Origin of the sequence: Curtobacterium sp. L1-20, assembly GCF_048755855.1 — a bacterium.
GTDB lineage: Bacteria > Actinomycetota > Actinomycetes > Actinomycetales > Microbacteriaceae > Curtobacterium.
Genome location: NZ_CP151473.1, coordinates 1,027,011 through 1,050,326, shown reverse-complemented (window position 1 = coordinate 1,050,326; position 23,316 = coordinate 1,027,011). Strand labels below are relative to the sequence as shown.

Genomic DNA, 23,316 nt, shown 5'->3' with positions numbered 1-23,316 from the left:
AGGCCGAGCGGATGCGCTGCACGACCGGGGGAGGTCAGGCAGCGCGTCCTGTCAATATATCAGCGCGGTGTGCAGTATTTCAACCGAGGAGCTGCTGGTCGAGGGTGGTCGCCACGGGCGCTTCCCGCAGCGCCGGGACGTCCCCCTCGGAGACGCCACGGAGCCGGAACGACACGGTCTCCCCCGGCAGCAGGGTCATGAACCCACGGTCGACCGTCCCGGTCGGCGAGACCCGGTCGGGCTGCACGAGCAGGTCGCGGACCAGGTTCTCGGCCTCGACGACGAGCTGCAGCCCGTCCTCGCCCACCGGGGTGAAGGACGTCCGGTACCGCGCCGGTTCCCAGCGCATGTCCTTGTCCGGCGACGGGGTCCACACCGCGCGGCGCCAGTCCATGTCCGCCACGACGAGCTCGTTCGTCGGGTCGTCGACGACACCCACCGACTCCGGCAGCGCGACGACCGCCACACCGGCCGCGGAGAGCCGGACCGGGAGGTTCGCCTCGGCGAGCACGGCCCCCGCGAGCGACACCCGCCGTACCCGCACGACGCTGTCGAGGCCGACGCGGGAGGAACGCACCGCCACCTCGATCGGGGAGTGCCCGAACGACCCGGGCGACACCCCGAGCGACAGGGTGTCGGCGAGCTCGCCCAGCTCGGCCGTCTCGGTGACGGGAGCCGACGGCTCGACGGGATCCGCGCCTCCAGGCCGACCGTCGGCCGAGCCCTCCCCGGAGGCAGCCGGGGCGGCGCCGGACCCGACCACGGCGTCGTCGGCGGACGCGGCCGAACCGGACGCGGCCGAACCGGACGCGGCCGTGTCGGACGCGACCGCGCTGCGGACCGGACGGATCGTCAGCAGCACGTCGTCGTAGAGCCGACGCAGCTCGTGCGCCAGCGGCTTGAGCCGTCCCGCCGAGTCGATCGCCGACCACGAGGACACCGGCCACAGGTCGTTCAGCTGCCACACGATGACGCCCGTGTTCCGGGGCCAGTGCGTCCGCCAGTGCTCCACGCCCGTCGCGACGGCGCGGGCCTGCTGGAGCTGCGTCAGGTAGAGCCAGCGGTCGAACGCGGCAGGGTCGACGGAGCCGAAGCGCGGCTCGAGGCCGCGAGCCAGCTTCGCCATCCCGTCCGCGGCCTTCTGGTGGTGCACGACGCCGGGCGAGTCGACACGCAGCGGCTCGTCGGTGATCGCCTCGCGCAGGGTCCGCCACGCGGGCGGCGCCTGCCACCCGAACTCGGACACGAACCGCGGCACGGAGGACCGGTAGTGGTCGTCGGACAGCCGGTTCCAGACGTCCCACGAGTGGTGGGTCTCGTACCGGACGTCGTTCGCCGGCAGTGACTCCGAGCCGGACCACGGCGACGCCACCGTGTAGAAGCGCGACGGGTCCACGGCGTCGACGATCGTCGGCAGCAGGTCGAGGTAGTAGTCGAGACCCCAGCCGCGGTCGCCGAGCTCCTCGCCCCACCCGTCGGCGTCGTGCAGCCAGATGTTCTCGTTGTTGCCGTTCCAGACCACGAGCGACGGGTGCCGGGCGAGCCGGGCGACGTTGTCCCGGGCCTCGGCGATGACCTCGCTGCGGATCGGCTCCCCCTCGGGGTAGGCCGAGCAGGCGAACGGGAAGTCCTGCCAGACGAGCAGGCCGAGTTCATCGCAGACGTCGTAGAAGTCGTTCGACTCGTAGACGCCACCGCCCCACACCCGGACGAGGTTGACGCGCAGGTCGGCGGCGACCCCGAGGCGTGCGGCGACGCGGTCACGGTCCACCCTCGAGACGATGACGTCGTCGGGGATCCAGTTCACCCCGCGGACGTCGATGAGCGTCCCGTTCACGTGGACGTCGAAGGGCTTGCCGACGGCGTCCTCGGCGGTCTCGATGCGCGTCGACCGGAAGCCCGTGCGGAACGTCTCGCGGTCCAGGACCTCGCCGTCGACCGTCTGCAGCTCGACGACGACGTCGTACCGGTCCTGTGCGCCGTAGCCACGCGGCCACCAGCGCTGCACCTCGGGCACCCGCACCGTCACCACGGTCTCGTCGTCCTTCGGTGTCAGCTGCGCCCGCGACCGCTGCCGCGTCGTCCCGCCGTCCGCCGTCGCCCCGCTGACCGTCACCACGAGGACGAGGTCGTCGTCCTCGCCGTCCTGGTCGAGGTCGTTCATCCCCGAGCGCTCGACGGTGATGTGGGCGTCGAGGACGCCCTCGCCGGCCTCGACGTCGACGAGCGGGCGGACCTCGCGGAGCCGGGCGGTGGACCAGCGCTCGACGGCGACCGGACGCCACGGTCCGCTCGTCACCGCCGTGAGACCCCAGTCCCAGCCGAAGTTCGACGCCATCTTCCGGATGTACGGGAACGGTTCGTCGTAGGGCCCGGGCATGCTTCCGGCCCTCGCCGCCACACGTCCGGCCTCGCGGTAGGGCGACTCGAACAGGATCTCGAGGGTCTTGCTCCCCCGACCCACCCCGCCGGTCTGGTCGCGGGCGTCGAAGCGGTAGCGACGGTGCATGTTGCGGGTCGTGCCCACGACGACGCCGTCGAGGCTCAGCTCCGCGACCGTGTCGAGGCCGTCGCAGACCAGGTCCACGCGCTCGAAGCCGCGGGGGTCGACGTCGACCGTGCGCTGGTACGACCAGTCGGCCCGCCCCACCCACTTCGCGGCGTCCTCGTTCCGGTCGAACGTCGGGTCGTCGAGCAGTCCCTCGCGCTCCAGGTCGGTGTGCACCTGTCCCGGCACCGTGGCCCGGATGCTGCGGCCGGCGATCCCCGCGGGCGCACCCGCCGGCACGCCGTCCCCGGCGATCGTGACGGTCCAGTCGTCGCGGAGTTCCTCGCGTTCGAGGGTCATGCGGGTCCTTCTCTGGGCGGACGGTGTGGTGAGCACCGTGGTCGGGACGCCGGCTGCCTGTCCGCCTCGGGGCCGGGGATCCGACCGGGAGGCGCGACACCGGTCGGCCGGGCGTCGTCGCGTCGCGCGCGCGGACGCTGGTGCGGCCGCGCGCATGGTGCTCGGCGATGCTAGTACGGCGAGCTTGCAGGGCACCGGGTGGCAGGCTGTGGTGCGTGATCACAGTTGCTCTCGCTGCGGCCCTGCGTGACGCCGGACTCCGCTGGCACCCGACGACCGGCGACCGGTTCGTCATCGACAAGCCGGGCGTCGACGACGACGTCTACACGGTGTCGGAGATGACCGTCGAACGGCACGACTACCCGTCCGGCACCGTGCTCGGGTTCAACGGCACGACCGAGTGGGCGCTCGACTCGGTCGACGCCGCCGAGTCGCTCTGGCTGCCGCGCGAGGACCAGCTCCGCGAACTCCTCGGGTCGGCGTTCGTATCGCTGACCCGGACGACGTCGGACTTCGTCGTCACCGCGGTGGTGGACGGTGAGCAGCGCGAGTTCGGCGCTCCCGACGCCGCGGACGCCTACGGCGGGGCGCTGCACGCGCTCATCCGGGCGGCGCTCGACTGAGCGGTCCGCCTGCCGCTCCGGACGCGCCCGGCTGGGTGTTCCCGGAATGCCTCCTGGGGACCGTTTGGTTGCATGGCACCATGACCGTTCCGAACATCACCCTGAACGACGGCAAGACCATCCCGCAGCTCGGCTTCGGCGTCTTCCAGATCGAGCCCGAAAACACCAAGGAAGCGACGCTGACCGCCCTCGAGGTCGGCTACCGCCACATCGACACCGCTGAGATGTACGGCAACGAGAAGGAGGTCGGCGAGGCCATCGAGGCGTCCGGGATCCCCCGCGAGGAGATCTTCGTCACCTCGAAGCTCAACAACGGGTTCCACGACCCCGAGGCCGCGCTCGAGAACGGCAAGAAGTCGGCCGACCTGCTGGGCGGCTACACCGACCTCTTCCTCATCCACTGGCCCCTCGCCACCGTCGTCGACTTCGTCCCGACGTGGAAGTCGATGGAGGAGCTCTACCGCGGCGGCACCGCCCGCTCCATCGGCGTGAGCAACTTCCAGGCGCACCACCTCAACCGTCTCGCCGCCGAGACGACCATCACGCCGGCCGTGAACCAGATCGAGGTGCACCCGTACCTGACGCAGGACGAGCTCCGCGCCTACGACCGCGAACACGGCATCGCCACCGAGGCCTGGTCCCCGATCGCGCAGGGCCTCGTGCTCGACGACGAAACCATCACCCGCATCGCCGGCGCCGTCGGCAAGTCCCCGGCCCAGGTCGTCCTCCGCTGGCACATCCAGCGCGGCGACATCGTCTTCCCGAAGTCGGTGACGAAGGCCCGCGTGCAGGAGAACTTCGACATCTTCGACTTCGAGCTGTCGGACGGCGACATGACCGACATCTCCGCGCTCGACAAGGGGCACCGCACGGGTCCGGACCCGGACACGTTCGACTACGTCCCGGCCTGAGTCGTCACCACACGACAGACGGGAGGCGCGGTGCCAGCCGGCACCGCGCCTCCCGTCTGTCGTGTCAGCCGCGTCGCGACGCGGTGACCGTGAACTTCGGGGTCCGGACCACCTGTCGGGTGGGCCCGACCAAGCGTTCGAGCACCGGCCGGTAGCGCAGGTGCGAGTTCCAGACGCACCACAGTTCACCGCCGGACTGGAGGATCGCGGCCGCGTTCCGGAACATCGCCTCGGCCGCGTCGGTGGTCACCGTGGTGTCCGCGTGGAAGGGCGGGTTGCAGAGCACGAGCTGTGCGATGCCCTCGCCGAGCTCGTCGCCGGCATCGGAGCGCAGGACCTGCACGCAGTCGGCGACGCCGTTCGCCGCCGCGGTCGCCCGGGTGGAGGCGACCGCGATCGCGGAGACGTCGGTCGCGACCACCTTCACCGCCGGGCGACGGCGGGCGACCGCGGCGGCGATCACACCGTTCCCGCAGCCGAGGTCGACGATCGTCCGTGCCGTGGGGATCGCGTCGTCGACGGCGTCGAGCAGCACCCGTGTCCCCTGGTCGAGCGAGGTGCCGGCGAAGACGCCACCGTGCGCCACGAGGGTCATCCCGAGGTCGTCGACGTGCACGGACCGTGGCCACGGGTTCGTCGCGTCCGCCCGGGTGGCCGAGGCACGCAGCGGGTCCTGCGCGATGAGCAACCGGGACTTGCCCCGCCCCCGCGACGCCGTGACCTCGCCGAAGTACCGGCGGAGGACGTCGTTCTGCGACAGGTTCATGTGCTTCGTGACGCCACCGCACAGCAGCACGACGTCGGGGGCCGCGTAGCGGGCGACCGCACGGGCCACCTCGTCGAGCCGGTCGTTCGACTTCGAGAGCCGCAGCAACACGAGTCGGACGTCGCGGAAGGCCTGCTCGAGCGTCTCCGGGTGGTGGAAGCCCCGACGGCCGAACGTCCCGGCGTTGGCCTCGAGCGCACGGACCCCGACGAGGGAGTCCTGCACGACCCGGACGTCGGACGCGCCGTGCACGGTGATGGCGCCGAGCGTCAGCACCCCGAACCGGTCGTCGACGACGGCGACCTCCCCCGGTTGCCGGAGCGCGTCGCCGTGTACGTGCGGCGCCTCGTCGAGCATGAAGCGGTCCGTGCCGTCGATCGCGATGAGGTCCGCCGCGGCGTCGTCGCGGCGGCGGAAGAAGTCGGCGAAGTCGGGTGGCACCGCGCCAGCGTAGCCGGGGGCGGTCCCATCGCACTCGGAAGGTCCACACCCGCCGTATACGACATATCAATACACTGATGCTCCCCCACCAGAAGGAGCTCTCATGGCCCCCTCTCCGTTCCGGAGCACTGCAGTCGTCTGCAGCATCATCACCGCGTCCCTCGGCTTCGGCCTCCTGACCCCAGTCATGGCGTCCGCGGCGACACCCCCGCCCGCGTCCTCGGTCGCGCAGGACCCGCCCGCCGACTCGATCGTCGGCCTCCCCGTCGACCCGCGACTCGATGCGCCGATCGTGTCGCGCATCGAGGACACCTTCGCCGGCTCGCGTGCCGTCATGGGCTTCGCCGGCGGCGACGACGTCTACCTGCTCGACGGCGACGAGACCGTCAGCCGTTGGGCTGGCGGGCAGGGACTCTTCCTCCTCCGCGCCCTCGACAAGTACCGCGACAGCGCGCTCGACCTCGTCCGGGTCCACACCGCCGCCGACGGCACGAAGACCCGGACCGAGCGGAGCGCCCTGCCGCGCACCCTGCAGGTCGACGGCCTCCGCGCGTCCAACCAGTTCCTCCCGGGCACGAAGCAGTTCCGCGGCACCGCGTCCGTCGGCGCCACCATCACGGCCACCGACGTCACCAGCGGCACGACGCTCTTCGAGACCGAGGTCCCTGCTGCCCGGACCGCCGTCGGAGCCTGGAGCGCCGATGCCGAGCTCACCGCCGGCGACCACACCGTCACCTTCACGCAGACCCTGCCCGACGGGCGGAAGAGCGTCATCGACCGTGTGGCCTTCTCCGAGGGCACCGGTGAAGCTCCCGCTGCGCCGGTCGTCCAGCCGTCCGAACGTCGCCTCGACGGCGACTTCACCCTGTGGGGCGCAGTCGACGACCGCACGGTCGAGGTCGAGGTCCGCACCGCCGACGGCACGTCGATCGGTGAGACGCGGGTCGTGGACGGCGACTTCACGGCGACGATCCCGCAGGAACACCTCGGCTCCACGGTCGACGTCGTGGCGATCGCGGCCGACGGCACCGAGTCCGCCGTGTCCCCGGCCGAGCTCACGCCGCTGCCGGTCAGCACGGCCGTGACGAAGCCCGCCGTGCGCGAGGTCAACGTCCTGCCCGACGGCACCGTCCAGGTCATCGGCGAGGTCCAGCAGATGGCCGGTGCGCAGATCCTCGACGGCGACACCGTCGTCGGGTCGATCCCGTCCGGCACGAACGGGTGGAGCTACAACATCCGTGCCCAGTTCACGGGGAAGCAGCTCGACCTCGTCAACCTCGGTTTCGACGGACAGCGCTACTCGGCGACGTCCGAGCGCGTCGCGCTCCCCCGCCTGCTGCAGGTCGACGGCGTGGCAGCGGAGAACTCCTACACGCCCGGTGAGAACGACTTCTCCGGGTCGGCCGAAGCCGGCGCCACCGTCGTCGCACGTGACCAGAAGGGCACGGAACTCTTCCGCGCCGAAGCCAAGGAGACCCGTTCCGGCGTCGCGAAGTGGTCTGCTCGTGCCGACCTCGCGAGCGCCGACGGCTACGCGGTCACCTTCACACAGACCACCGCGGACGGTCGCACCTCGGTCATGAAGGACATCACCTTCACCCCGCAGGAGGACGAGGCGCCCACGGCACCGACCGCAGAAGGGTACTTCCCCGAGGACGTCGCGCACTGGGCCGGGATCGCCGGACTCGCGACCGTCGGATCGGACGTCGTCGCCCGGACCTCGGACGGGACGGAGATCGGGCGCACCACCGTGACCGACCCGTCCGGTACCTACAACATCGGCATCGATCCCGCGAAGGTCGGCGACGGGGTGCAGGAGTTCGAGGTGACCCAGGTGGTCGACGGGAGCGAGTCTCCGTCGACCGCGGCTGAACTCGACTACGGGACGAACGCACCCGCCTTCACCGCGCCGACCGACGGTTCGACGATCGCCGGCAAGGGCCTCTCGTTCGCAGGCACCGGGGACGCCTCCGGGACGATCACCCTGAACGGGACGGACTTCACGGACTCCCGAGCGATCGGCACCGCCCGCGTCGTGGACGGCGTCTGGCAGATCGACAACGACGAACTCGACCTCCCGTCCGGTGACTACCAGTTCTGGGCGATGCAGCGGACGAAGGGCGGCAAGACGGCGTTCTCCGGTGTGAACGTCCGCGTGCAGTCCACGAACCTGACCGCGGAGGGCTACTTCCCCGAGGACGTCGCACAGTGGGCCGGGATCGCGGGCTACGCCGAGCGGGGCACCGACGTCGTCGTCCGCAACACCGCGGGCACCGAGATCGGTCGCACCACCGTCGAGGGACAGGGTGGCCTCTACAACATCGGCATCGACCCGGCGAAGGTCGGCGACGGCGAGCAGCACCTCGTCGTCACGCAGGAGCACGAGGGTGTCGTCTCGCCGGGTGTCGACGTGACGCTGGACTACGGCACCAATGCGCCGACCTTCACCTCCCCCGCGAACGACGGGTCGACGAAGGCGCTCGCCTTCACGGGTACCGGCGACCAGGGAGGACGTGTCCTCCTGCTCGGCGTGGGCGGCGGATCGGAACCCACCATCGGATCGGCGGTCGTCGAGGACGGCCGGTGGAGCATCACGAACGATGACCTCGAGCTGCCGTCCGGCGCCTACCAGTTCTGGGCGCACCAGCGGACCAAGGGCGGGAAGATCTCGAACACGGGCATCAACATCCACATCACGGCGGAGGGGACGCGCCAGGGTGACGAGCAGTCCGAGACCTTGCCGCTGGTGATCGAGCACCAGCCCGGGCTGTTCTTCGCGTTCGACCGTGACGACAAGTGGGGTGTCGTCCAGAAGGGCGGGAACCACGCGTCGTACGAAGCCGCGGAGGCCGCGGCCGCGACGGTCAGCATGCCGGTGGTCGGGGCCGAGGGCAAGGTGGAGTTCGCGGACGGCACGTGTCTGCAGGCAGCCGTCCCGCGGAACTTCGGCTTCATCCTGAAGCGCACCGACTGTGACGCAGAGATGACGAGCTGGGCCCGGGAGTCGAACGGCGCGCTGCGTGTCCTCGATGCGGGCGACTCCATGCCCTACTTCGGGAACTTCGACGTCACGACCAAGGAGGGATTGACCAGCCCGCGGGACCTCCCGATCAGCACTGAAGGCTGAGCTGACCCCGCCGTCGTGCTCGGAGGGCCCGATCCGGATCACCGGGTCGGGCCCTCCGCTGGTCGGGTGCTGCTACCGCGGCCCGCGGTACAGCACGATCTGCGTGTTCCGCTGCGGCCGGGACCCGGCCTTCAGCGAGATCGCCGCACCGGACGCGGTCGCCGCGAACACCCGGGCGCCCGGTCGGTTGATGAGCTGGTCGGCCAGGGCCGTCTCGAGCTCGCTCACCCGCTGCCGCAGGGCCCGGTTCTCGTTCTCGAGCTCGAGCACGCGGCGGATGCCCTCGAGCGAGACGCCCTCGGAGCCGAGCCGCGCGATCTCGCGCAGCTGCGCCACGTCCCGCATCGAGTAGCGGCGGGACCCGCCACGGGTCCGTCCCGGCACGACCAGGCCGAGCCGGTCGTACTGCCGCAGGGTCTGCGGGTGCATCTCGGCGAGCTCCGCCGCCATCGCGATCGCGAAGACGGGCGAGTTCTCGTCCATGTCGGTCATGGCGTGTTCCTTTCCGTCGTCCGCGTGCTCTGGAAACCAGTCTGGAGGAACGGTGCGGGTTCCTGACGGAGCCGCACCGTTCCTCTCCCCACCGGCACGGCCTGCCCGCCGCTCCGCGACGGGCAGGTACCGGCGGCGGGGCCCCGACCGGGTTGTACTGCTGGTGGGGCGCAGCGTCAGGTGCGCGCCTTGGCGAGCAGGTCCTCGCGGGGGTCCTCGTCGGGCAGTGTCGCGGCGAGGGCCTCGACGGCCTCCCGCTGCTTGTCCGACAGGTGCGACGGCACCGCGACCTGGACGGTGGCGAGCAGGTCGCCCGTCCCGCTCTTCGTGGTGACACCGCGTCCCTTGACACGCAGGACGCGACCCGACGGGGTGCCGGGCGCGACCTTGAGCTTGACCGGGTCGCCACCGAGGGTGGGGACCTGGATCGTCGCGCCGAGCGCCGCCTCGACGAACGTCACGGGGACGTCCACGCGGAGGTTCTGCCCGTCGCGCTCGAAGACCGGGTGCTTCCGGACGGTCACGGTGACGACGAGGTCGCCGGCCTCGCCGCCGTCGGGCGACGGTTCCCCGCGCCCGCGCAGGCGGATCTTCTGTCCGTCGGCGACCCCCGCCGGGATGCGGACGTTCACCGGACGGCCGTTGCCCTGCGAGAGCTTGACCGTGTCGCCGGCGATTGCCGTCGTGAAGTCGAGCGTCGTCGTCGCGGTGACGTCGCGCCCCTTCGTCGGACCACCGAAGCCGCGGTAGCCGCCGGTGGACTGGCCGAAGCCACCACCACCACCGAACATGCCGCCGAGGATGTCCTCGAAGCCGCCGGCTCCGCCGCCCTGGCCGAAGCGGACGCGCTGCCCGCCTCCGCCCTGCTGGCCGAACATGCCGCCGAAGACGTCCTCGAACCCGCCGCCCTGGCCCGGGCCACCCGCGGTGAAGCGGGCGCCCGAACCCATGGCGCGGACCTGGTCGTACTCCTGGCGCTGTTCCTTGTCCGAGAGGACCGAGTACGCCTCGCTGATCTCCTTGAAGCGGTTCTCGGCGGCCGCGTCACCCGGGTTGGAGTCCGGGTGGTACTGCCGCGCGAGCTTCCGGTAGGTCTTCTTCAGCTCAGCGTCGCTCGCCGTCTTGTCGACGCCGAGGACCTTGTAGAAGTCCTTGTCGAACCAGTCCTGACTGGCCATGAATCCCTACCTCCTCCCCGCGCTCAGGCCGGGACCGCCACCGCGACCTTGGCCGCGCGGAGCACCCGCTCGCCGAGCTTGTAGCCCGGCTCGACGACGTCCGCCACGGTCTGGCCGGTGGCACCGGGGGTGGGGAGCTGCACGATGGCCTCGTGGATGTTCGGGTCGAAGGACTCGCCCTTCTCGCCGATCTGCACGAGCTTGAACCGCTCGAAGCCACCGCGGATCTTCTGGCCGATGACCTGCATGGGGCCCTCGGTGAGGTCGCCGTGGGCCTCGGCGCGGGTCAGGTCGTCGAGCGCCGGGAGGAGTGCACGCACGACCTCGGCGATCGCGACCTCGCGGTTGGCCTCGCGGTCACGCTCGACGCGCTTCCGGAAGTTCACCAGCTCGGCCTGCGCACGGAGCATGTCCGCGCGCATCTCGGCGACCAGGTCGCGGTCCTCGGTGCTGAGCTTGTCCTCCGCCCTGTGCTCGTCTTCCTTCATGGCACGGGCGGCGTCGGCGAGCAGCGCCTCGTCCTCCGGGGAGAGGTCGTTCGCGGCGTCCGCTGCCGGGCCGCCGGCGGCGGGGCCGTCCGTCGGTACTTCGACGTCCGGCCCCTCCGCCTCGACGAGGTCCTCGGGCTCGGCCGCGTTCGTGGCGTCGCCCTCGACCTGGGGCTCGCCGTCCTCGGGCACGTTGTCCTTGGGATCCGTCATGGTTACTTCTTGTCCTTGTCGTCCTCGTCGTCCACGACCTCGGCGTCGACGATGTCCTCGTCGTCCGCCTGCGCCTGGCCGTCAGCGGAGGGCTGCTCGCCACCGGCCGCGGCGCCCGCGTCCTGCTGGGAGTAGATCGCCTGGCCGAGCTTGCCCTGCGACTCGTTGAGCTTGTCGAAGGCCGTCTTCACGGCGTCCTCGTCCTCACCCGCGAGCGCGGACTTGAGCGCGTCCACGTCGCCCTGCACCTCGGACTTGACGTCCGCGGGGAGCTTGTCGTCGTTCTCCTTGATGAGCTTCTCGATCGAGTAGACGAGCTGCTCGGCCTGGTTGCGACGCTCGTTGGCCTCGCGGCGGGCCTTGTCCTCGGCTGCGTGCTCCTCGGCCTCGCGGACCATGCGCTCGATGTCCTCCTTCGGCAACGACGAGCCGCCGGAGATGACCATCGACTGCTCCTTGCCGGTGCCCTTGTCCTTCGCGGACACGTGCACGATGCCGTTGGCGTCGATGTCGAACGTGACCTCGACCTGCGGGACGCCGCGGGGGGCCGGGGCGATGCCGGTGAGCTCGAACGTACCGAGCGGCTTGTTGTCGCGGGTGAACTCGCGCTCGCCCTGGAAGACCTGGATGGCGACCGACGGCTGGTTGTCGTCAGCGGTCGTGAAGGTCTCGCTCCGCTTGGTCGGGATCGCGGTGTTGCGGTCGATGAGCTTCGTCATCAGGCCGCCCTTGGTCTCGATGCCGAGCGACAGCGGGGTGACGTCGATGAGGAGGACGTCCTTGCGCTCGCCCTTCAGGACACCGGCCTGCAGCGCGGCACCGACGGCCACGACCTCGTCCGGGTTGACGCCCTGGTTCGGCTGCTTGCCGCCGGTCAGCGACTTGACGACCTCGGCGACGGCCGGCATGCGGGTCGAGCCGCCGACGAGCACCACGTGCGCGATGTCGTTGACCGAGACACCCGCTTCCTTGATGACGTCGTTGAAGGGCTTCTTCGTGCGGTCGAGCAGGTCGGAGGTCATCTGCTCGAACTGTGCGCGCGAGATGGTCTCGTCGAGGTTGAGCGGGCCCTCGGCGGTCAGCGTCAGGTACGGGAGCTGGATGCTCGCCGACATCTGCGACGACAGTTCCTTCTTGGCCTGCTCGGCGGCTTCCTTGAGGCGCTGCTTCGCGATCTTGTCGGTGGACAGGTCGACGCCGTGCTCGTCCTTGAACTTCTTGACGAGGTAGTCGACGATGCGCTGGTCCCAGTCGTCACCACCGAGGCGGTTGTCGCCGGAGGTCGCGCGGACCTGGATCGTGGAGAAGTCGTCGTCCTTGCCCACCTCGAGCAGGGAGACGTCGAACGTGCCGCCACCGAGGTCGAAGACCAGGATGAGCTCGTCTTCCTTGCCCTTGTCCAGGCCGTACGCCAGCGCAGCCGCGGTCGGCTCGTTGATGATGCGGAGCACGTTGAGGCCGGCGATCTCACCGGCGTCCTTCGTGGCCTGGCGCTCGGCGTCGTTGAAGTACGCCGGGACGGTGATGACCGCGTCGGTGACGTCTTCACCGAGGTACTGCTCGGCGTCGCGCTTGAGCTTGCCGAGGGTGCGGGCCGAGATCTCCTGCGGCGTGTACTTCTTGCCGTCGATCTCGACGGTCCAGTCGGTGCCGATGTGGCGCTTCACGCTGGCGATGGTGCGGTCGACGTTCGTGACGGCCTGGCGCTTGGCGGTCTCGCCGACGAGCACCTCGCCGTCCTTCGTGAAGGCGACGATCGACGGCGTGGTGCGGAGGCCCTCGGCGTTCGCGATGACGGTGGGCTCACCGCCCTCGAGCACGCTGACGACCGAGTTGGTGGTTCCAAGGTCGATGCCTACTGCACGTCCCATGTGTGGGTGCTCCTTCTGTTGGTGCGGGTTTCGCTGAAGTCTGCGGACTTGCGTCCGTTGGACTCAACTCTACTCCGAATAGGAGGCGCGTCAACACAGGGCGGCGGAAGTTGCGTCGTTCGCACTCAACTCACAGCGCAAAGGGCGCAGCCAAGCCGTTCGTATATTGATATGTCACGTGATATTCTGGATGTACATGCAGCGACGGCGAGGCCGTCGCATGTGTGCTTCCCTCCCGCACAGCCGCCGTCGCGCGGCCTGTCCTGAAAGATGCACATGTCTCACAAGAAGAGGGCCGCGACGGCCTTCAAGTCCATCGGGGCGGCCGGGCTGGCCGCTGCCACGATCGTTTCCGGATTGTCCTTCGGTGCCGCGAGCACGAGCGCCCTCGCCAGCACCGCAGGTCCTACAGCATCCGATCGGTTGGTCGGGAAGTTCGTGCAGCAGAATCGCCCGTCCAGCGAGGGTGATTCGTTTGTCGCAATTTCTGCACCGGTTCTCGATCGAATTCCTGCTCGCACGTGGTTCTACTCTCAGGAGCGGGCGGTTGCGGCGGCGAGCACGTACACGTTCCCGGCCGCTGGCAAGATTGGCCCGATCCGAGGCACAGGCAGTGCCTCGGACTTGTGCCTGCAGCCCGTGAGTCTCGCCGCCTGGAGTCGTGTGTACGCGCGCAGTTGTACTGGCGCGACGAATCAAGATTGGGAGTGGGGCTCGGTCAGCAACGCCTTCGTGGCGGGCCCCGGGCTTCGCCCCGTCGGCAGCGAGTACTTCATCGGTGCAGGCGACCCCGAGTCGCCCAGTGAGTATTCAAGCACCCACCTAACCGAGCACAAGCGAGCAGATACGACCTTGAGGGACATCCTTCGGGATGAGACAACTCCTCTGACCGCACAGATCGAGAAGGTCAACAACATCGTTAAGGCTGCTGTGGTGTCCGGGACTGCGACGCCGAGGGGCACCGTCACGATCGGCAGCAAGACCGTCGACGTCGATGCCGACGGCAAGTGGTCGATGACCGTCGAGGGGCTCGCAGTGGGCGAGAACAAGCTCACCGCGAAGCAACGCTTCAACAACGCCGACGTGGACGAGAAGCAGGTCACGGTCACCATCGTCGAGGGCGGCACCGTCGTCGGCGTCGACCAGGGGCCGATCAAGCTCGCCCGCGGCGAGTCGACGCAGATCCCGATGGTCGTGCAGAACAACGAATTCCGCGCGAACTGGGACGGTACGGTCGTCCTGAACGCGCCGCAGGGCACCACGTTCGACGGCCAGACCCGCATCGACGCCGACTTCGGCGGAGCGAACGGTGCGACCTGGGAGCCCATCAAGTCGATGCCGCTGACCAACGGTCGACTGTCGAACGACGACAAGACGATCACCTTCGACGCTGACTGGGCGTCGGGGCACGGCGCTCCCGAGCAGTACCGCTACATGGTCAACGTGACCGCGGACGACGACGCTGCCGCCGGCGCCGGCGAGATGGGCTTCACGTTCAGCGGCGACAGCTCGAAGGGCGACTTCCGTGCCACGGGCAAGACGACGACGAACCTCGACGTCGCGAAGCGCGACCTGTCTGCGGACGTCGAGTCCGTCGACCACGCTGCAGGGACCGCGGTCATCGGCGGCACCGCGACTCCGGGCGCGACGATCACCATCGGGGACAAGTCCACCGAGGTCGCCGAGGACGGCTCGTGGAGCCTCGAGGTCGACGACCTCACGAACGGGCAGAACCCGCTGATGGTCGAGCAGAAGATCGGTGACGAGGTCATCGACACCAAGGACCTCGTCGTGACCATCAACGATGCAGCCGTCATCGGCCAGGACGTCCCTACCGTGACGCTCGAGCGCGGTGAGACGACCGAGGTCGAAACGCAGTTCAAGACCCAGGGTGACGTCTCGCACCCCGACGCGAAGGTCACCTTCACCGCACCGGAGGGCACCACCTTCGCGGACGGTCAGGACACGATCCAGGGCGGGTACAAGAAGCCCGGAGACGCCGACTGGACCAACCGTTCCGTGGCGCTCACCGACGGCGACCTGTCGATGGACGGCAAGACGTACACCTACACCTTCAAGCCGACCACCTCGTCGTGGACGCTGCCGGACGCATCCCTGCTCCGCTGGGGCATCGACGTCGAGACCCCCGCGAACGCTGCCGAGGGTGCGTCGTCGATGAGCACGACGCTCATCGGTACGGCCGTCGAGGGCTCCTTCAACGCCACCAGCGCCACGGCGACGACCGTCGCGGACTCCGGCCCGGCGGCTCCGTCGGCGACCGGGTTCTTCGATGACGACGTCGCGGCGTGGGCCGGGATCCGCGGTCAGGGCGCGGCGAACGCGACGATCGTGGTGAAGAACACCGCCGGTGAGCAGATCGCGTCCACGACCGCGAACGGGACCGGTGCCTACGAGGTCCGGATCGACCCGAGCAAGGTCGGCTTCGGCGAGCAGAAGCTCGTCGTCACCCAGACGGTGAACGAGGCCACCTCGGACGGCATGGACGTCACGCTGGACTACGGCCAGAACGACCCGAAGTTCACCTCCCCGACCGAGGGCGGCTCGCTGCCGAACCGTGACTTCACCCTCACCGGAACCGGCAACGCCGGCGGCAAGATCAGCATGAACGGTGTCGACCTCCGCAACGACGACGCAGCCGCCATCGGCTCCGCCGACGTCACGGACGGCCGCTGGACGGTCCGCAACACCGACATCACGCTGCCGAACGGTCCCTACCAGTTCTGGGCACACCAGCGCACCAAGGGCGGCAAGATCGCCTTCGCCGGTCTCAACGTCACCATGGAACAGCCCAAGCCGGCGATGCCGACTGCCAACGGGTACTTCCCCGAGGACGTCGCGCTGTGGGCGGGCATCGACGGCCGCGGAGCGGTGGGCGCCACGGTGACCGCGAAGAACGCCGCAGGTGACGTCGTCGCAGACACCGTCATCGTGAACGCCGACGGCAGCTACAACCTGGCGATCGACCCGAACAAGGTCGGTGACGGGAAGCAGGAGCTCACGGTCACCCAGACCGTGAACGGAGCGCCGTCGGACGGCATCGAGGTCGAACTCGACTACGGCTTCAACACGCCGAAGTTCACCAGCCCGTCGGAAAGCTCCGTCGTGCCGAACCGGAACCTGACGTTCACGGGTACCGGGAACGCCGGCGGTCGACTGCAGGTCAACGGCGTCGACCTCAGCGACGATGCGACCGCGCGGATCGGTGAAGCGAAGCTCACGACCGACGCCTGGACGATCACAAACAACGAGATCACCCTGCCGACCGGCTTCTACCAGCTCTGGGCGACCCAGCAGACGAAGGGCGGCAAGATCGCCTTCGCGGGTCTGAACGTCCAGACCGTGCCGGCAGCTCCGGCTGCACCGACCGCGGTCGCGTTCTTCGGCCCGACGGTCGAGACGTGGGGCGCGATCGCCGGCACCGGCGAGGTCGGCGCGGAGATCATCGTCCGTGACGCGAACGACAAGGAGATCGCCCGGACGGAGATCACCGAGGGCCGCGGCACCTACACCGTCGGCATCGATCCGTCGAAGGTCGGCTGGGGCGAGCAGCGCTTCACGGTGACCCAGACGGTCGGCGGCGTGCCGTCGAAGGGCATCATCGTCAGCCTGGACTACGGCCAGCAGACCGCACCAACGATCACCTCGCCCACGTTCGGTCAGCGCATCGACGGGTCCAGCGAGCTCACCTTCACCGGCACCGGCTCGACCGGGTCGAAGGTCGTCCTCACCGGCACCGACTTCACCAACGATTCAGCGTTCGGCGACACCACCGTCCGTGACGGCCGGTGGAGCATCACCTCGAAGCTCGACCTGCCCGCCGGGAACTACCAGTTCTGGGCGAGCGAGCGCACTCAGGGCGGCAAGTGGGTCCTGACCGCGGTGGACGTCAACATCACCGATTGATCACCGACAGGAGCGGGGCACCGAGAGGTGCTCCGCTGTTATATTTCAAATGCTAGAATAATAAACACCATGACAGAAGGAGCCCCCGTGCCCATCCACAAGACCCTCGGTGTCCTCTCCGCTGCTGTTCTCTCCGCGGTCCTCCTCGCGGGCTGCACGGCGAACGACGGCGATGCACCCGACAAGTCCCCGACCGCGTCGTCGACGGCCCGGTCGGAGCAGACTCCGAACCCGACCTCGGAGATCACCGGTCCGCCGATCGAGAAGGCTGACGTGCCGTGCACCGACGGGACCGCCACGATCGCCGACGTGAACAACAAGGAGGTCACGATCGGCGACTGCGCGACGGTCGTCGTCGAGTCCAGCAACACGGTGATCCACCTGGGCACGGTCAAGGACCTCTCGGTGAAGGGTGCGATCAACGGCATCGACGTGGAGTCGGTCGCCTCCGTGACGATCACCGGTGACGGCAACCGCATCACGACGGACGCGAAGCCGAAGGTCAAGGACTCCGGCACGAGCAACACCGTCGGGCGCTGACCTGACGCCCATGCGCACCCCACGCACCACCGCGGCCGACTGGGGCACTTCCACGGTGCTCGGGTCGGCCGCGGCCCGTGGAGCCCTGGTCTCCGCCTCCACCACCTGGATCCGGTTCGGCGTACAGCTCGTGACGATGGTCGTGGTCGCTCGCATCATCGGCCCCGGGCAGTACGGAGCAGCCGCGATGGCCCTCGTCGCGGTGACGGCCGCGGAACTCGTGCGGTCCGGCGGCATCACCTGGCTCATCGCCCGATTCCCCGACCTGTCAGCAGCCTCGACCGCGACGCTCCACCGGCTGAGCGTCGGCATCGGGGTCGCGGTCGCGGTCGCCTTGCTCGTGGTCGGAGTGCTCGTCCCGGTGGCACAGCTCCCCGCTGGCGCCTTCACCTTCCCCCTGCTCGCGCTGGTGTTCGTCGCCGCGGGGATCGGCGCGGTCCCCACCGCGCTGCTCGGCCGCAACCTGGCCTTCCGCCCCATCGGCACGGCAGAGGTCACCGCTGCGGTCGTCTCCTGCGTCGTCTCGATCGTCGTCGCGCTCGGCGGTGCCGGATCGGCGGCCCTGCTCGTGCAGGCGGGGACGTACGCCCTGGTCCTCGTCGTCGCGGTCGTCACCGTCACGCCGTGGCGGCCCGGTCGCCCTGCTCCCCTCCGGTCGCTCCGCACCGAGCTCGGATTCGCCGCGAACGCCACCGTCTCCCAGGGTCTCGAGTGGGTCGTCCGGAGCTTCGACCGGCTCGTCGTCGCCGCACTCTTCGGCACCGCAGCCGCCGGCTTCTACGTCCAGGCGGCGCAGCTCGTAACGCTGCCCACCGAGCAGGTCAACGGTCCGCTCCGGCGCGTCGCCGTCCCGGCGCTCGGCAGACTCCTCGGGACGCCGTCGTTCCGGACGGCGTTCCACGCCGTCCTGACCCTGTCGTGCACCGTCCTGTGGCCGGTGCTGGCGGTCCTCGCCGTGCTCGCGCAGCCCCTCGTTGCATCGGTGTTCGGCGCGGCATGGCTGCCCACCGTCCCGGTGTTCGTGTCGATGCTCCCGATGGGCCTCGCCTCCGTCGTGATCGGAGTGACGACGTTCGTCGCACTCGCAGCCGGGACAGCCGGGCGACAGACGATCTGGGAGTGCGCGGTCTCGCGTCCACTCACACTGGTCGGGTTCTTCGTCGGGAGCCTGTGGGGCGTCTCTGGTGTCGCGCTCGGCGCGTCGGCTGCGACCGTGGCACTGGTCGTCCCGGGGTTCCTCGTCATCGGCTCGAAAGCAGGTCTGACCCTCCGAGACCTCGTGGTCCCCCTGGTCGAACCGGCGATCGGCACGGTGGCGTGTGTGCTGTCGTCGCTGGCCACCGTCGCCCTCGTCGACGGCCCTGCCCCGCTCGAGCTCCTCCTCGGCGGCGGTGTTGCTGCCGCCGTCTGGGCCGCCACGTTCCTGGCGCTCCCCGGGACCCGGCGCATCGGTCGCCGGACGCTCCGCGCGGCGCGCCGGCGGTCGAGTCGGCCAGCACACGAGACTCCCGCGACGTCCGCTGCCTGAACACGAAGACCTCCGATCGGTGGATCGACCGGAGGTCTTCGTGCGCCATAGCCCAGCACGACGGCCCAGCTCGTCGTCGGTGGACGGCCCGCCGCTCCGATCAGCGCTGCGCGGCGAGCAGGATCGATTCGAGGCGCTGCACGATGCCGTCGAGCGTGAACGCGGCCGCACGACGACGACCGCCGTTCCCCAGCGCCTGCCTGAGGTCCGCGTCGAGCACGGTCTGACGCATCGCTGCCTCGAGCGCATCGACGCTCCCCGGTTCCACGAGCAGTCCGTCGACCCCGTCCGTGATGATCTCCGCCGGACCACCGGCCGAGCTCGCGACCACCGGACGCCCGGCGGCCATCGCCTCGACGACGACCTGCCCGAAGCCCTCCTCGACGAGACTCGCGTGGACGGCGACGTCGCACCGTGCGAGCTCTGCTGCGACATCGTCGACCTGGCCGACGAAGTCGACCCGTTCAGCGACCCCGAGCTCGTCGACGAGCTCGCGGAGCCTGGCTTCGTACGAACAGTCGCGGTCGAAGAGCGCGCTGCCGACGAGCCGGAGTCGCGCACCAGAGAGGACGTGTTGCTGCACGATCGAGGCGAAGGCACGCACCACGAGGTGCTGCCCCTTCGACGGGGAAAGCCGTCCGACGACGGTGAAGACCGGACCGTCCGGCGGTGCGGGGACCGCCTCCGGGATGGTCACCGGGCAGCCGACCACGTGTACTGCGCGCCCGCCCAGCCGTGCCGAGTCCGCGGTGACCCGTGAGTTCGCCACGGCGTGGGTCGACAGCACACGAAGCGCCACCCGCAGGAGTGCCGTGTTGCGCGGTCCGGCATCCCCGGATCCGAGGACGGCGTGGAGGTGTGCGACGACTGGAAGACCGACGAGACGGCCGGCCGCGCCACCGTAGAGGTGCGCCTTCGCGGAGTGCGTCGTCACGACGGAGACCTGCCGACGACGGAGGAGCGCGGCCAGCCGCCCGGCGACGCCGAGGACGCCGGCGGTCTTCCGTGCGAGCGAGATGACACCGGAGCTCGTCCGACCCGTGTGCGACCTCACCGAGGCGCCGAGTGGGACGACGACGACGTCGACCCCCTTCGCGGTCAAGGCACCTTCGAGAGGACCGTGCTCTCCGAGGACCACGAGCGGCCGGATGCGTTCCGCAGCAGCCGTGACCCGCAGCACGAAGAGTTCCGCACCCGACAACTGCGCGGAGTGCGTGATGAACGCGACGACGGGCAGCCCGGTCACGACTGCATCCATGCGCGCACTTCACGTCGGAAGCGTCCGGACGCGAAGCCGTCGGCCGCGGTGCGGCAGTCCTCGGGGTCGAGCAGGACCGCTCGGTCGACCGCCGCTCGGAGTTCGTCGGGCTCGGTGCTCGACAGGTGCACGCCGGTCAGGGCACCGACCGTGTCCCGTGCGCCGCCGTGGACGGACGCGATCACGGGCGTCCCGAGCGCCATGGCCTCGACCGGGACGATGCCGAAGTCCTCGATGCCCGGGAAGGCGAACACGGCGGCGCGTCCCAGGAGGTGCGCGAGCATCGCGTCCGTCGGCGCGATCACGAAGGTGACCTCCACGGCGGCCCGGGCCGCCACCGCGCGCAGACGGGCCTCGTCGGGCCCGCGGCCTGCGAGCACGACCGGGCGGTCGGCGGCGGCACCGAGCGCGATGACCGTCTCGAGCTCCTTGTAGGGGACGAAGCGGGAGGCTCCGAGCACGAACCCCTCGGGCAGACCGTCGAGCACCGTCTGCTCACCGTCGGTGAGCAGCTCCGGCGACGAGACCGCTCGGCGAACACGAGCGACGTCGACGGGCGGGTGGATCACGACGGATTCCACGCCCCATGCCTGACGGACCCGCTCCTGCACGAACGCACTGTTCACGGCGACGTTGCGCAGCCGCTGCGCCCGCCGGCGGTCGAGCCGACGCAACGGCGGTGCCACCAGCCGCACCGGGAGCGACCGCCCGCGATGGTCGAGTTCGGGTGACCACAGGTACCGCGCCGGCGTGTGCACGTAGGTGTACTGCCGCTCCGGAGCGACGCCGGGGACGATGACCTGGTGGGCGAACAGGTGCGAGCTGACCAGCGCCCAGTCGTGCGCGCCGAGGCGCTTCGCCGCGCGCGCCCACACCGCGGGCATGAGCGGGAGGGCTGCGGCCTTGTGTCGCCGCAGTGGTGTGGCGGCGAACAGGCTCTCCTGCACCCGGTCGCCGTAGCGCCCGGTGTCGTCGTTCCACAGGGCGAGGACGTCCGCATCCGGGTGCATCCCGGCGAACTCGTCGAGCACGCGTTCCGCTCCGCCGATCCGCTCGATCCACTCGTGGACGAGCAGCCCGGGGCCGCTCATCGTCGCGCTCCGGCCATCGACGAATCGAAGCGGATGAGCAGTGCCACGAGTTCGTCGACGGCACGGTCGATGCGCGCGGTCATCGCGGCGAACTCCGCTGCTCCACCGAGGACGGGGTCCGCGACGTCGTCGTCGGCGGACGTCGAGCCTGCACCGGAGGCGCGCTGGCGTCCGAGGAGTTCGTGCAGGGAGTCCGCGCCGCGGAGCGTGTCGGCGTTCCATCCGTCGAGGACGGGCTCCGCGAGTCGCTGTACCTCGGGCAGGGTGAACGTCCGCCGGAGTGCCGCGGGCACCAGGTCGAGCACGGCTCCGCGCTGCGCCCGCTCCATCGTCAGGACGAGGTCCTGTCCACGCACGATGGCAGCCGTGAGCTGCCGAGCGACGTGCGCGTCGAGCAGGCTCGGCTCCTGCAGGTGCCCGGCGAGGAGCTCGTGTGCCGGCGCTCCCACGACCGCCCGGGTCCCGGCACTCGAGACGACCGTCGGACGGGCACCGGCGAGTGTCTCCCAGCGCTCCGAGAAGGCCGCTGCCGCGTACGGTGACCGGCAGATGTTGCCCTCGCAGACGAAGAGGATGCGTCGCGCGGTCACCGGACACCGCCCTTCGCCTGCTCGCGCCGAGCACGACGGGGACTCTCGCTGATCGGAGCACTGGGTGCGTAGCCGTAGTAGTCCGAGGGCCGCCGCGACCGCCGCACGCGGTTGGCGACGATGCCGAGCACGCGGGCCCCGACGGACTCGAGGGTCTCGAGCGCACGGGCGACGTCCCCCTGCAGCGCTCGACCGTCCACCGAGGTGACGAAGAGCACACCGGTCGCGTGCGCGGCGAGGACGGCGGGGTCGGTGACCGGCAGGACCGGCGGAGCGTCGATCACGACGGCGTCGTACTGCTGCTGCACCGTCTCGAGGAGCATCTCCATCTGCCGCGACCCGAGCAGCTCCGCTGGGTTCGGCGGGACCCGTCCTGCCGCGAGGACGTGGAGACCGTGCGCGCCCACGGTCTGCACGGCGTCCTCGAGCTCGACCTGGTGCGTGAGCACCGTCGAGAGGCCGACGCGGCTCTCGATGTCGAGGTAGACACTCGTCGCCGGACGACGCATGTCCGCGTCGACCAGGAGCACCCGTTGGTCGTTCTGCGCGAGCATCAGCGCGAGGTTCACGGCGGTCGAGGACTTGCCCTCGCCCGGGACGGCGCTCGTGACGACGACCGTCTGCGTGCCGCCGTCGAGGTTGGTGAACGTCAGGTGCGTCCGGAGCTGTCGGAACGCCTCGGCACGGCCGGAGTAGACGTTGCCCGCATCCACCAAGGGCTTCGCCGCTGCCTCGTCGTCGAACGGGATCTCGGCGAGCACCGACGACGTCGTCACCGAGCGGATCGTGTCGACCGAGCGCACCTTCCGGTCGGCCGTGTCACGGAGGAGCGCGACACCGATGCCGAGCCCGAGACCGGCCAGGAGCCCGATGGCGAGGTTGACCGGGATCCGCGGGGAGACCGGGCCGCTGGGCACGATCGCGTCCTGGTAGACGCTGACCTGGACCAGGGCCGTACCGTCCGTGTCGGTCCGTTCGATGCCGCCGATGACCTTCGTCAGCTCACGGGCGACCGCGTCGGCGAGCGCCGCTGCGCGCTCCGGGTCGGGCTGCGTCGCGGCGACTGTGAGGATCACGGTGTCACCGGACGGCACCGCCTGCACGGCTGCGCGCAGCTCGTCGAGCGTCGCGTCCACATCTGCGGCTTCCGCCGCCGCCTCAAGGACGCGGGGGGAGGTCGCGAGTTCTGCGTAGGAGGCGACGCGGGCAGCCGAGAACGCACTCCCCTGGCTGAGGTCCGACGCCGAGGCGCTCCCGCTCACGGACACGAAGAGCGAGGCCTCGGCGCGGAAGAGCGGCGTCTGCAGGAGCGAGAGGACGAGTGCCCCGCCGACGCCGAGGGCGGTCAGCGTCGCGATCCACCAGCGTCGGCGGCGGACGACGGCGAGGAACTGCGTGAGCGTCATGGGGGCTCCTGATCGGTTGAG

At 70.1% G+C, this 23,316-nt stretch carries 16 protein-coding genes; 6 read left to right on the top strand and 10 right to left on the bottom strand.

Annotated features, from left to right (window positions below; genetic code table 11):
- Positions 1 to 79: 79 nt before the first annotated feature.
- Complete coding sequence (locus AAEP86_RS06500; RefSeq protein ID WP_420369723.1) at positions 80 to 2,848, bottom strand: glycoside hydrolase family 2 protein; 2,769 nt, start codon at positions 2,846 to 2,848, stop codon at positions 80 to 82.
- A 215-nt stretch (positions 2,849 to 3,063) separates the two neighbouring features.
- On the opposite strand from AAEP86_RS06500, the gene AAEP86_RS06495 reads away from it, so the two are divergent.
- Together AAEP86_RS06495 and AAEP86_RS06490 are read left to right on the top strand one after the other, a co-directional pair.
- Positions 3,064 to 3,471 (top strand): pilus assembly protein CpaE, encoded by a 408-nt coding sequence (locus AAEP86_RS06495; RefSeq protein ID WP_420369722.1) that lies wholly within the window; start codon positions 3,064 to 3,066, stop codon positions 3,469 to 3,471.
- 80 nt (positions 3,472 to 3,551) lie between these two features.
- Positions 3,552 to 4,382: an aldo/keto reductase gene (locus AAEP86_RS06490; protein WP_420369721.1), complete on the top strand. Its 831-nt coding sequence runs from the start codon at positions 3,552 to 3,554 to the stop codon at positions 4,380 to 4,382.
- Positions 4,383 to 4,446: 64 nt separating this feature from the next.
- On the opposite strand, the gene AAEP86_RS06485 is transcribed toward AAEP86_RS06490, so the two are convergent.
- On the bottom strand, positions 4,447 to 5,589 hold the full coding sequence (locus tag AAEP86_RS06485; protein WP_420369720.1) for a class I SAM-dependent methyltransferase: 1,143 nt from the start codon (positions 5,587 to 5,589) through the stop codon (positions 4,447 to 4,449).
- 103 nt (positions 5,590 to 5,692) lie between these two features.
- On the opposite strand from AAEP86_RS06485, the gene AAEP86_RS06480 reads away from it, so the two are divergent.
- Positions 5,693 to 8,716, top strand: a complete 3,024-nt coding sequence (locus AAEP86_RS06480; protein WP_420369719.1) for a hypothetical protein — start codon at positions 5,693 to 5,695, stop codon at positions 8,714 to 8,716.
- 72 nt (positions 8,717 to 8,788) lie between these two features.
- Here AAEP86_RS06480 and AAEP86_RS06475 read toward each other — a convergent pair whose 3' ends face one another.
- The 4 genes from AAEP86_RS06475 to dnaK form a co-directional block, all read right to left on the bottom strand.
- A complete protein-coding gene (locus AAEP86_RS06475; RefSeq protein WP_420370453.1) occupies positions 8,789 to 9,199 on the bottom strand; it encodes a heat shock protein transcriptional repressor HspR in 411 nt (136 codons plus the stop codon).
- A gap of 185 nt (positions 9,200 to 9,384) precedes the next feature.
- Positions 9,385 to 10,386, bottom strand: a complete 1,002-nt coding sequence (locus AAEP86_RS06470; RefSeq protein WP_420369718.1) for a DnaJ C-terminal domain-containing protein — start codon at positions 10,384 to 10,386, stop codon at positions 9,385 to 9,387.
- Positions 10,387 to 10,409: 23 nt separating this feature from the next.
- Positions 10,410 to 11,087, bottom strand: a complete 678-nt coding sequence (locus AAEP86_RS06465; RefSeq protein WP_420369717.1) for a nucleotide exchange factor GrpE — start codon at positions 11,085 to 11,087, stop codon at positions 10,410 to 10,412.
- Between the two features lie 2 nt (positions 11,088 to 11,089).
- Complete coding sequence (dnaK, locus tag AAEP86_RS06460; RefSeq protein WP_420369716.1) at positions 11,090 to 12,958, bottom strand: molecular chaperone DnaK; 1,869 nt, start codon at positions 12,956 to 12,958, stop codon at positions 11,090 to 11,092.
- Positions 12,959 to 13,891: 933 nt separating this feature from the next.
- Between dnaK and AAEP86_RS06455 the strand changes: the two genes are divergently transcribed.
- The 3 genes from AAEP86_RS06455 to AAEP86_RS06445 all read left to right on the top strand — a co-directional run bounded on the left by AAEP86_RS06455 (position 13,892) and on the right by AAEP86_RS06445 (position 18,950).
- Complete coding sequence (locus AAEP86_RS06455; protein WP_420369715.1) at positions 13,892 to 16,882, top strand: Ig-like domain-containing protein; 2,991 nt, start codon at positions 13,892 to 13,894, stop codon at positions 16,880 to 16,882.
- Between the two features lie 69 nt (positions 16,883 to 16,951).
- On the top strand, positions 16,952 to 17,422 hold the full coding sequence (locus tag AAEP86_RS06450) for a DUF3060 domain-containing protein (protein WP_420369714.1): 471 nt from the start codon (positions 16,952 to 16,954) through the stop codon (positions 17,420 to 17,422).
- Between the two features lie 10 nt (positions 17,423 to 17,432).
- Entirely contained in the window at positions 17,433 to 18,950 is a 1,518-nt protein-coding gene (locus tag AAEP86_RS06445) for an oligosaccharide flippase family protein (protein WP_420369713.1), read from the top strand.
- A gap of 100 nt (positions 18,951 to 19,050) precedes the next feature.
- On the opposite strand, the gene AAEP86_RS06440 is transcribed toward AAEP86_RS06445, so the two are convergent.
- From AAEP86_RS06440 to AAEP86_RS06425, 4 genes are read right to left on the bottom strand one after another with little or no spacing between them, the layout of a single operon-like run.
- A complete protein-coding gene (locus AAEP86_RS06440; RefSeq protein WP_420369712.1) occupies positions 19,051 to 20,196 on the bottom strand; it encodes a glycosyltransferase in 1,146 nt (381 codons plus the stop codon).
- Positions 20,193 to 21,299 carry a glycosyltransferase gene (locus AAEP86_RS06435; RefSeq protein WP_420369711.1) on the bottom strand — a complete coding sequence of 369 codons (1,107 nt, stop codon included), beginning with the start codon at positions 21,297 to 21,299 and terminating at the stop codon, positions 20,193 to 20,195. The genes AAEP86_RS06440 and AAEP86_RS06435 overlap by 4 nt, the downstream gene beginning before the upstream one ends.
- Positions 21,296 to 21,889 carry a low molecular weight phosphatase family protein gene (locus AAEP86_RS06430; RefSeq protein ID WP_420369710.1) on the bottom strand — a complete coding sequence of 198 codons (594 nt, stop codon included), beginning with the start codon at positions 21,887 to 21,889 and terminating at the stop codon, positions 21,296 to 21,298. Before AAEP86_RS06430 ends, AAEP86_RS06435 begins: the two co-directional genes overlap by 4 nt.
- Complete coding sequence (locus AAEP86_RS06425; RefSeq protein ID WP_420369709.1) at positions 21,886 to 23,295, bottom strand: polysaccharide biosynthesis tyrosine autokinase; 1,410 nt, start codon at positions 23,293 to 23,295, stop codon at positions 21,886 to 21,888. Before AAEP86_RS06425 ends, AAEP86_RS06430 begins: the two co-directional genes overlap by 4 nt.
- Positions 23,296 to 23,316: the final 21 nt, after the last annotated feature.

Coding starts and splice junctions, on each gene's coding strand:
- AAEP86_RS06500 (WP_420369723.1), bottom strand. CDS start 2,848: ATGACCCTCGAACGCGAGGAACTCCGCGACGACTGGACCGTCACGATC.
- AAEP86_RS06490 (WP_420369721.1), top strand. CDS start 3,552: ATGACCGTTCCGAACATCACCCTGAACGACGGCAAGACCATCCCGCAG.
- AAEP86_RS06480 (WP_420369719.1), top strand. CDS start 5,693: ATGGCCCCCTCTCCGTTCCGGAGCACTGCAGTCGTCTGCAGCATCATC.
- AAEP86_RS06475 (WP_420370453.1), bottom strand. CDS start 9,199: ATGGACGAGAACTCGCCCGTCTTCGCGATCGCGATGGCGGCGGAGCTC.
- AAEP86_RS06470 (WP_420369718.1), bottom strand. CDS start 10,386: ATGGCCAGTCAGGACTGGTTCGACAAGGACTTCTACAAGGTCCTCGGC.
- AAEP86_RS06465 (WP_420369717.1), bottom strand. CDS start 11,087: ATGACGGATCCCAAGGACAACGTGCCCGAGGACGGCGAGCCCCAGGTC.
- dnaK (WP_420369716.1), bottom strand. CDS start 12,958: ATGGGACGTGCAGTAGGCATCGACCTTGGAACCACCAACTCGGTCGTC.
- AAEP86_RS06450 (WP_420369714.1), top strand. CDS start 16,952: ATGACAGAAGGAGCCCCCGTGCCCATCCACAAGACCCTCGGTGTCCTC.
- AAEP86_RS06445 (WP_420369713.1), top strand. CDS start 17,433: ATGCGCACCCCACGCACCACCGCGGCCGACTGGGGCACTTCCACGGTG.
- AAEP86_RS06435 (WP_420369711.1), bottom strand. CDS start 21,299: ATGAGCGGCCCCGGGCTGCTCGTCCACGAGTGGATCGAGCGGATCGGC.
- AAEP86_RS06425 (WP_420369709.1), bottom strand. CDS start 23,295: ATGACGCTCACGCAGTTCCTCGCCGTCGTCCGCCGCCGACGCTGGTGG.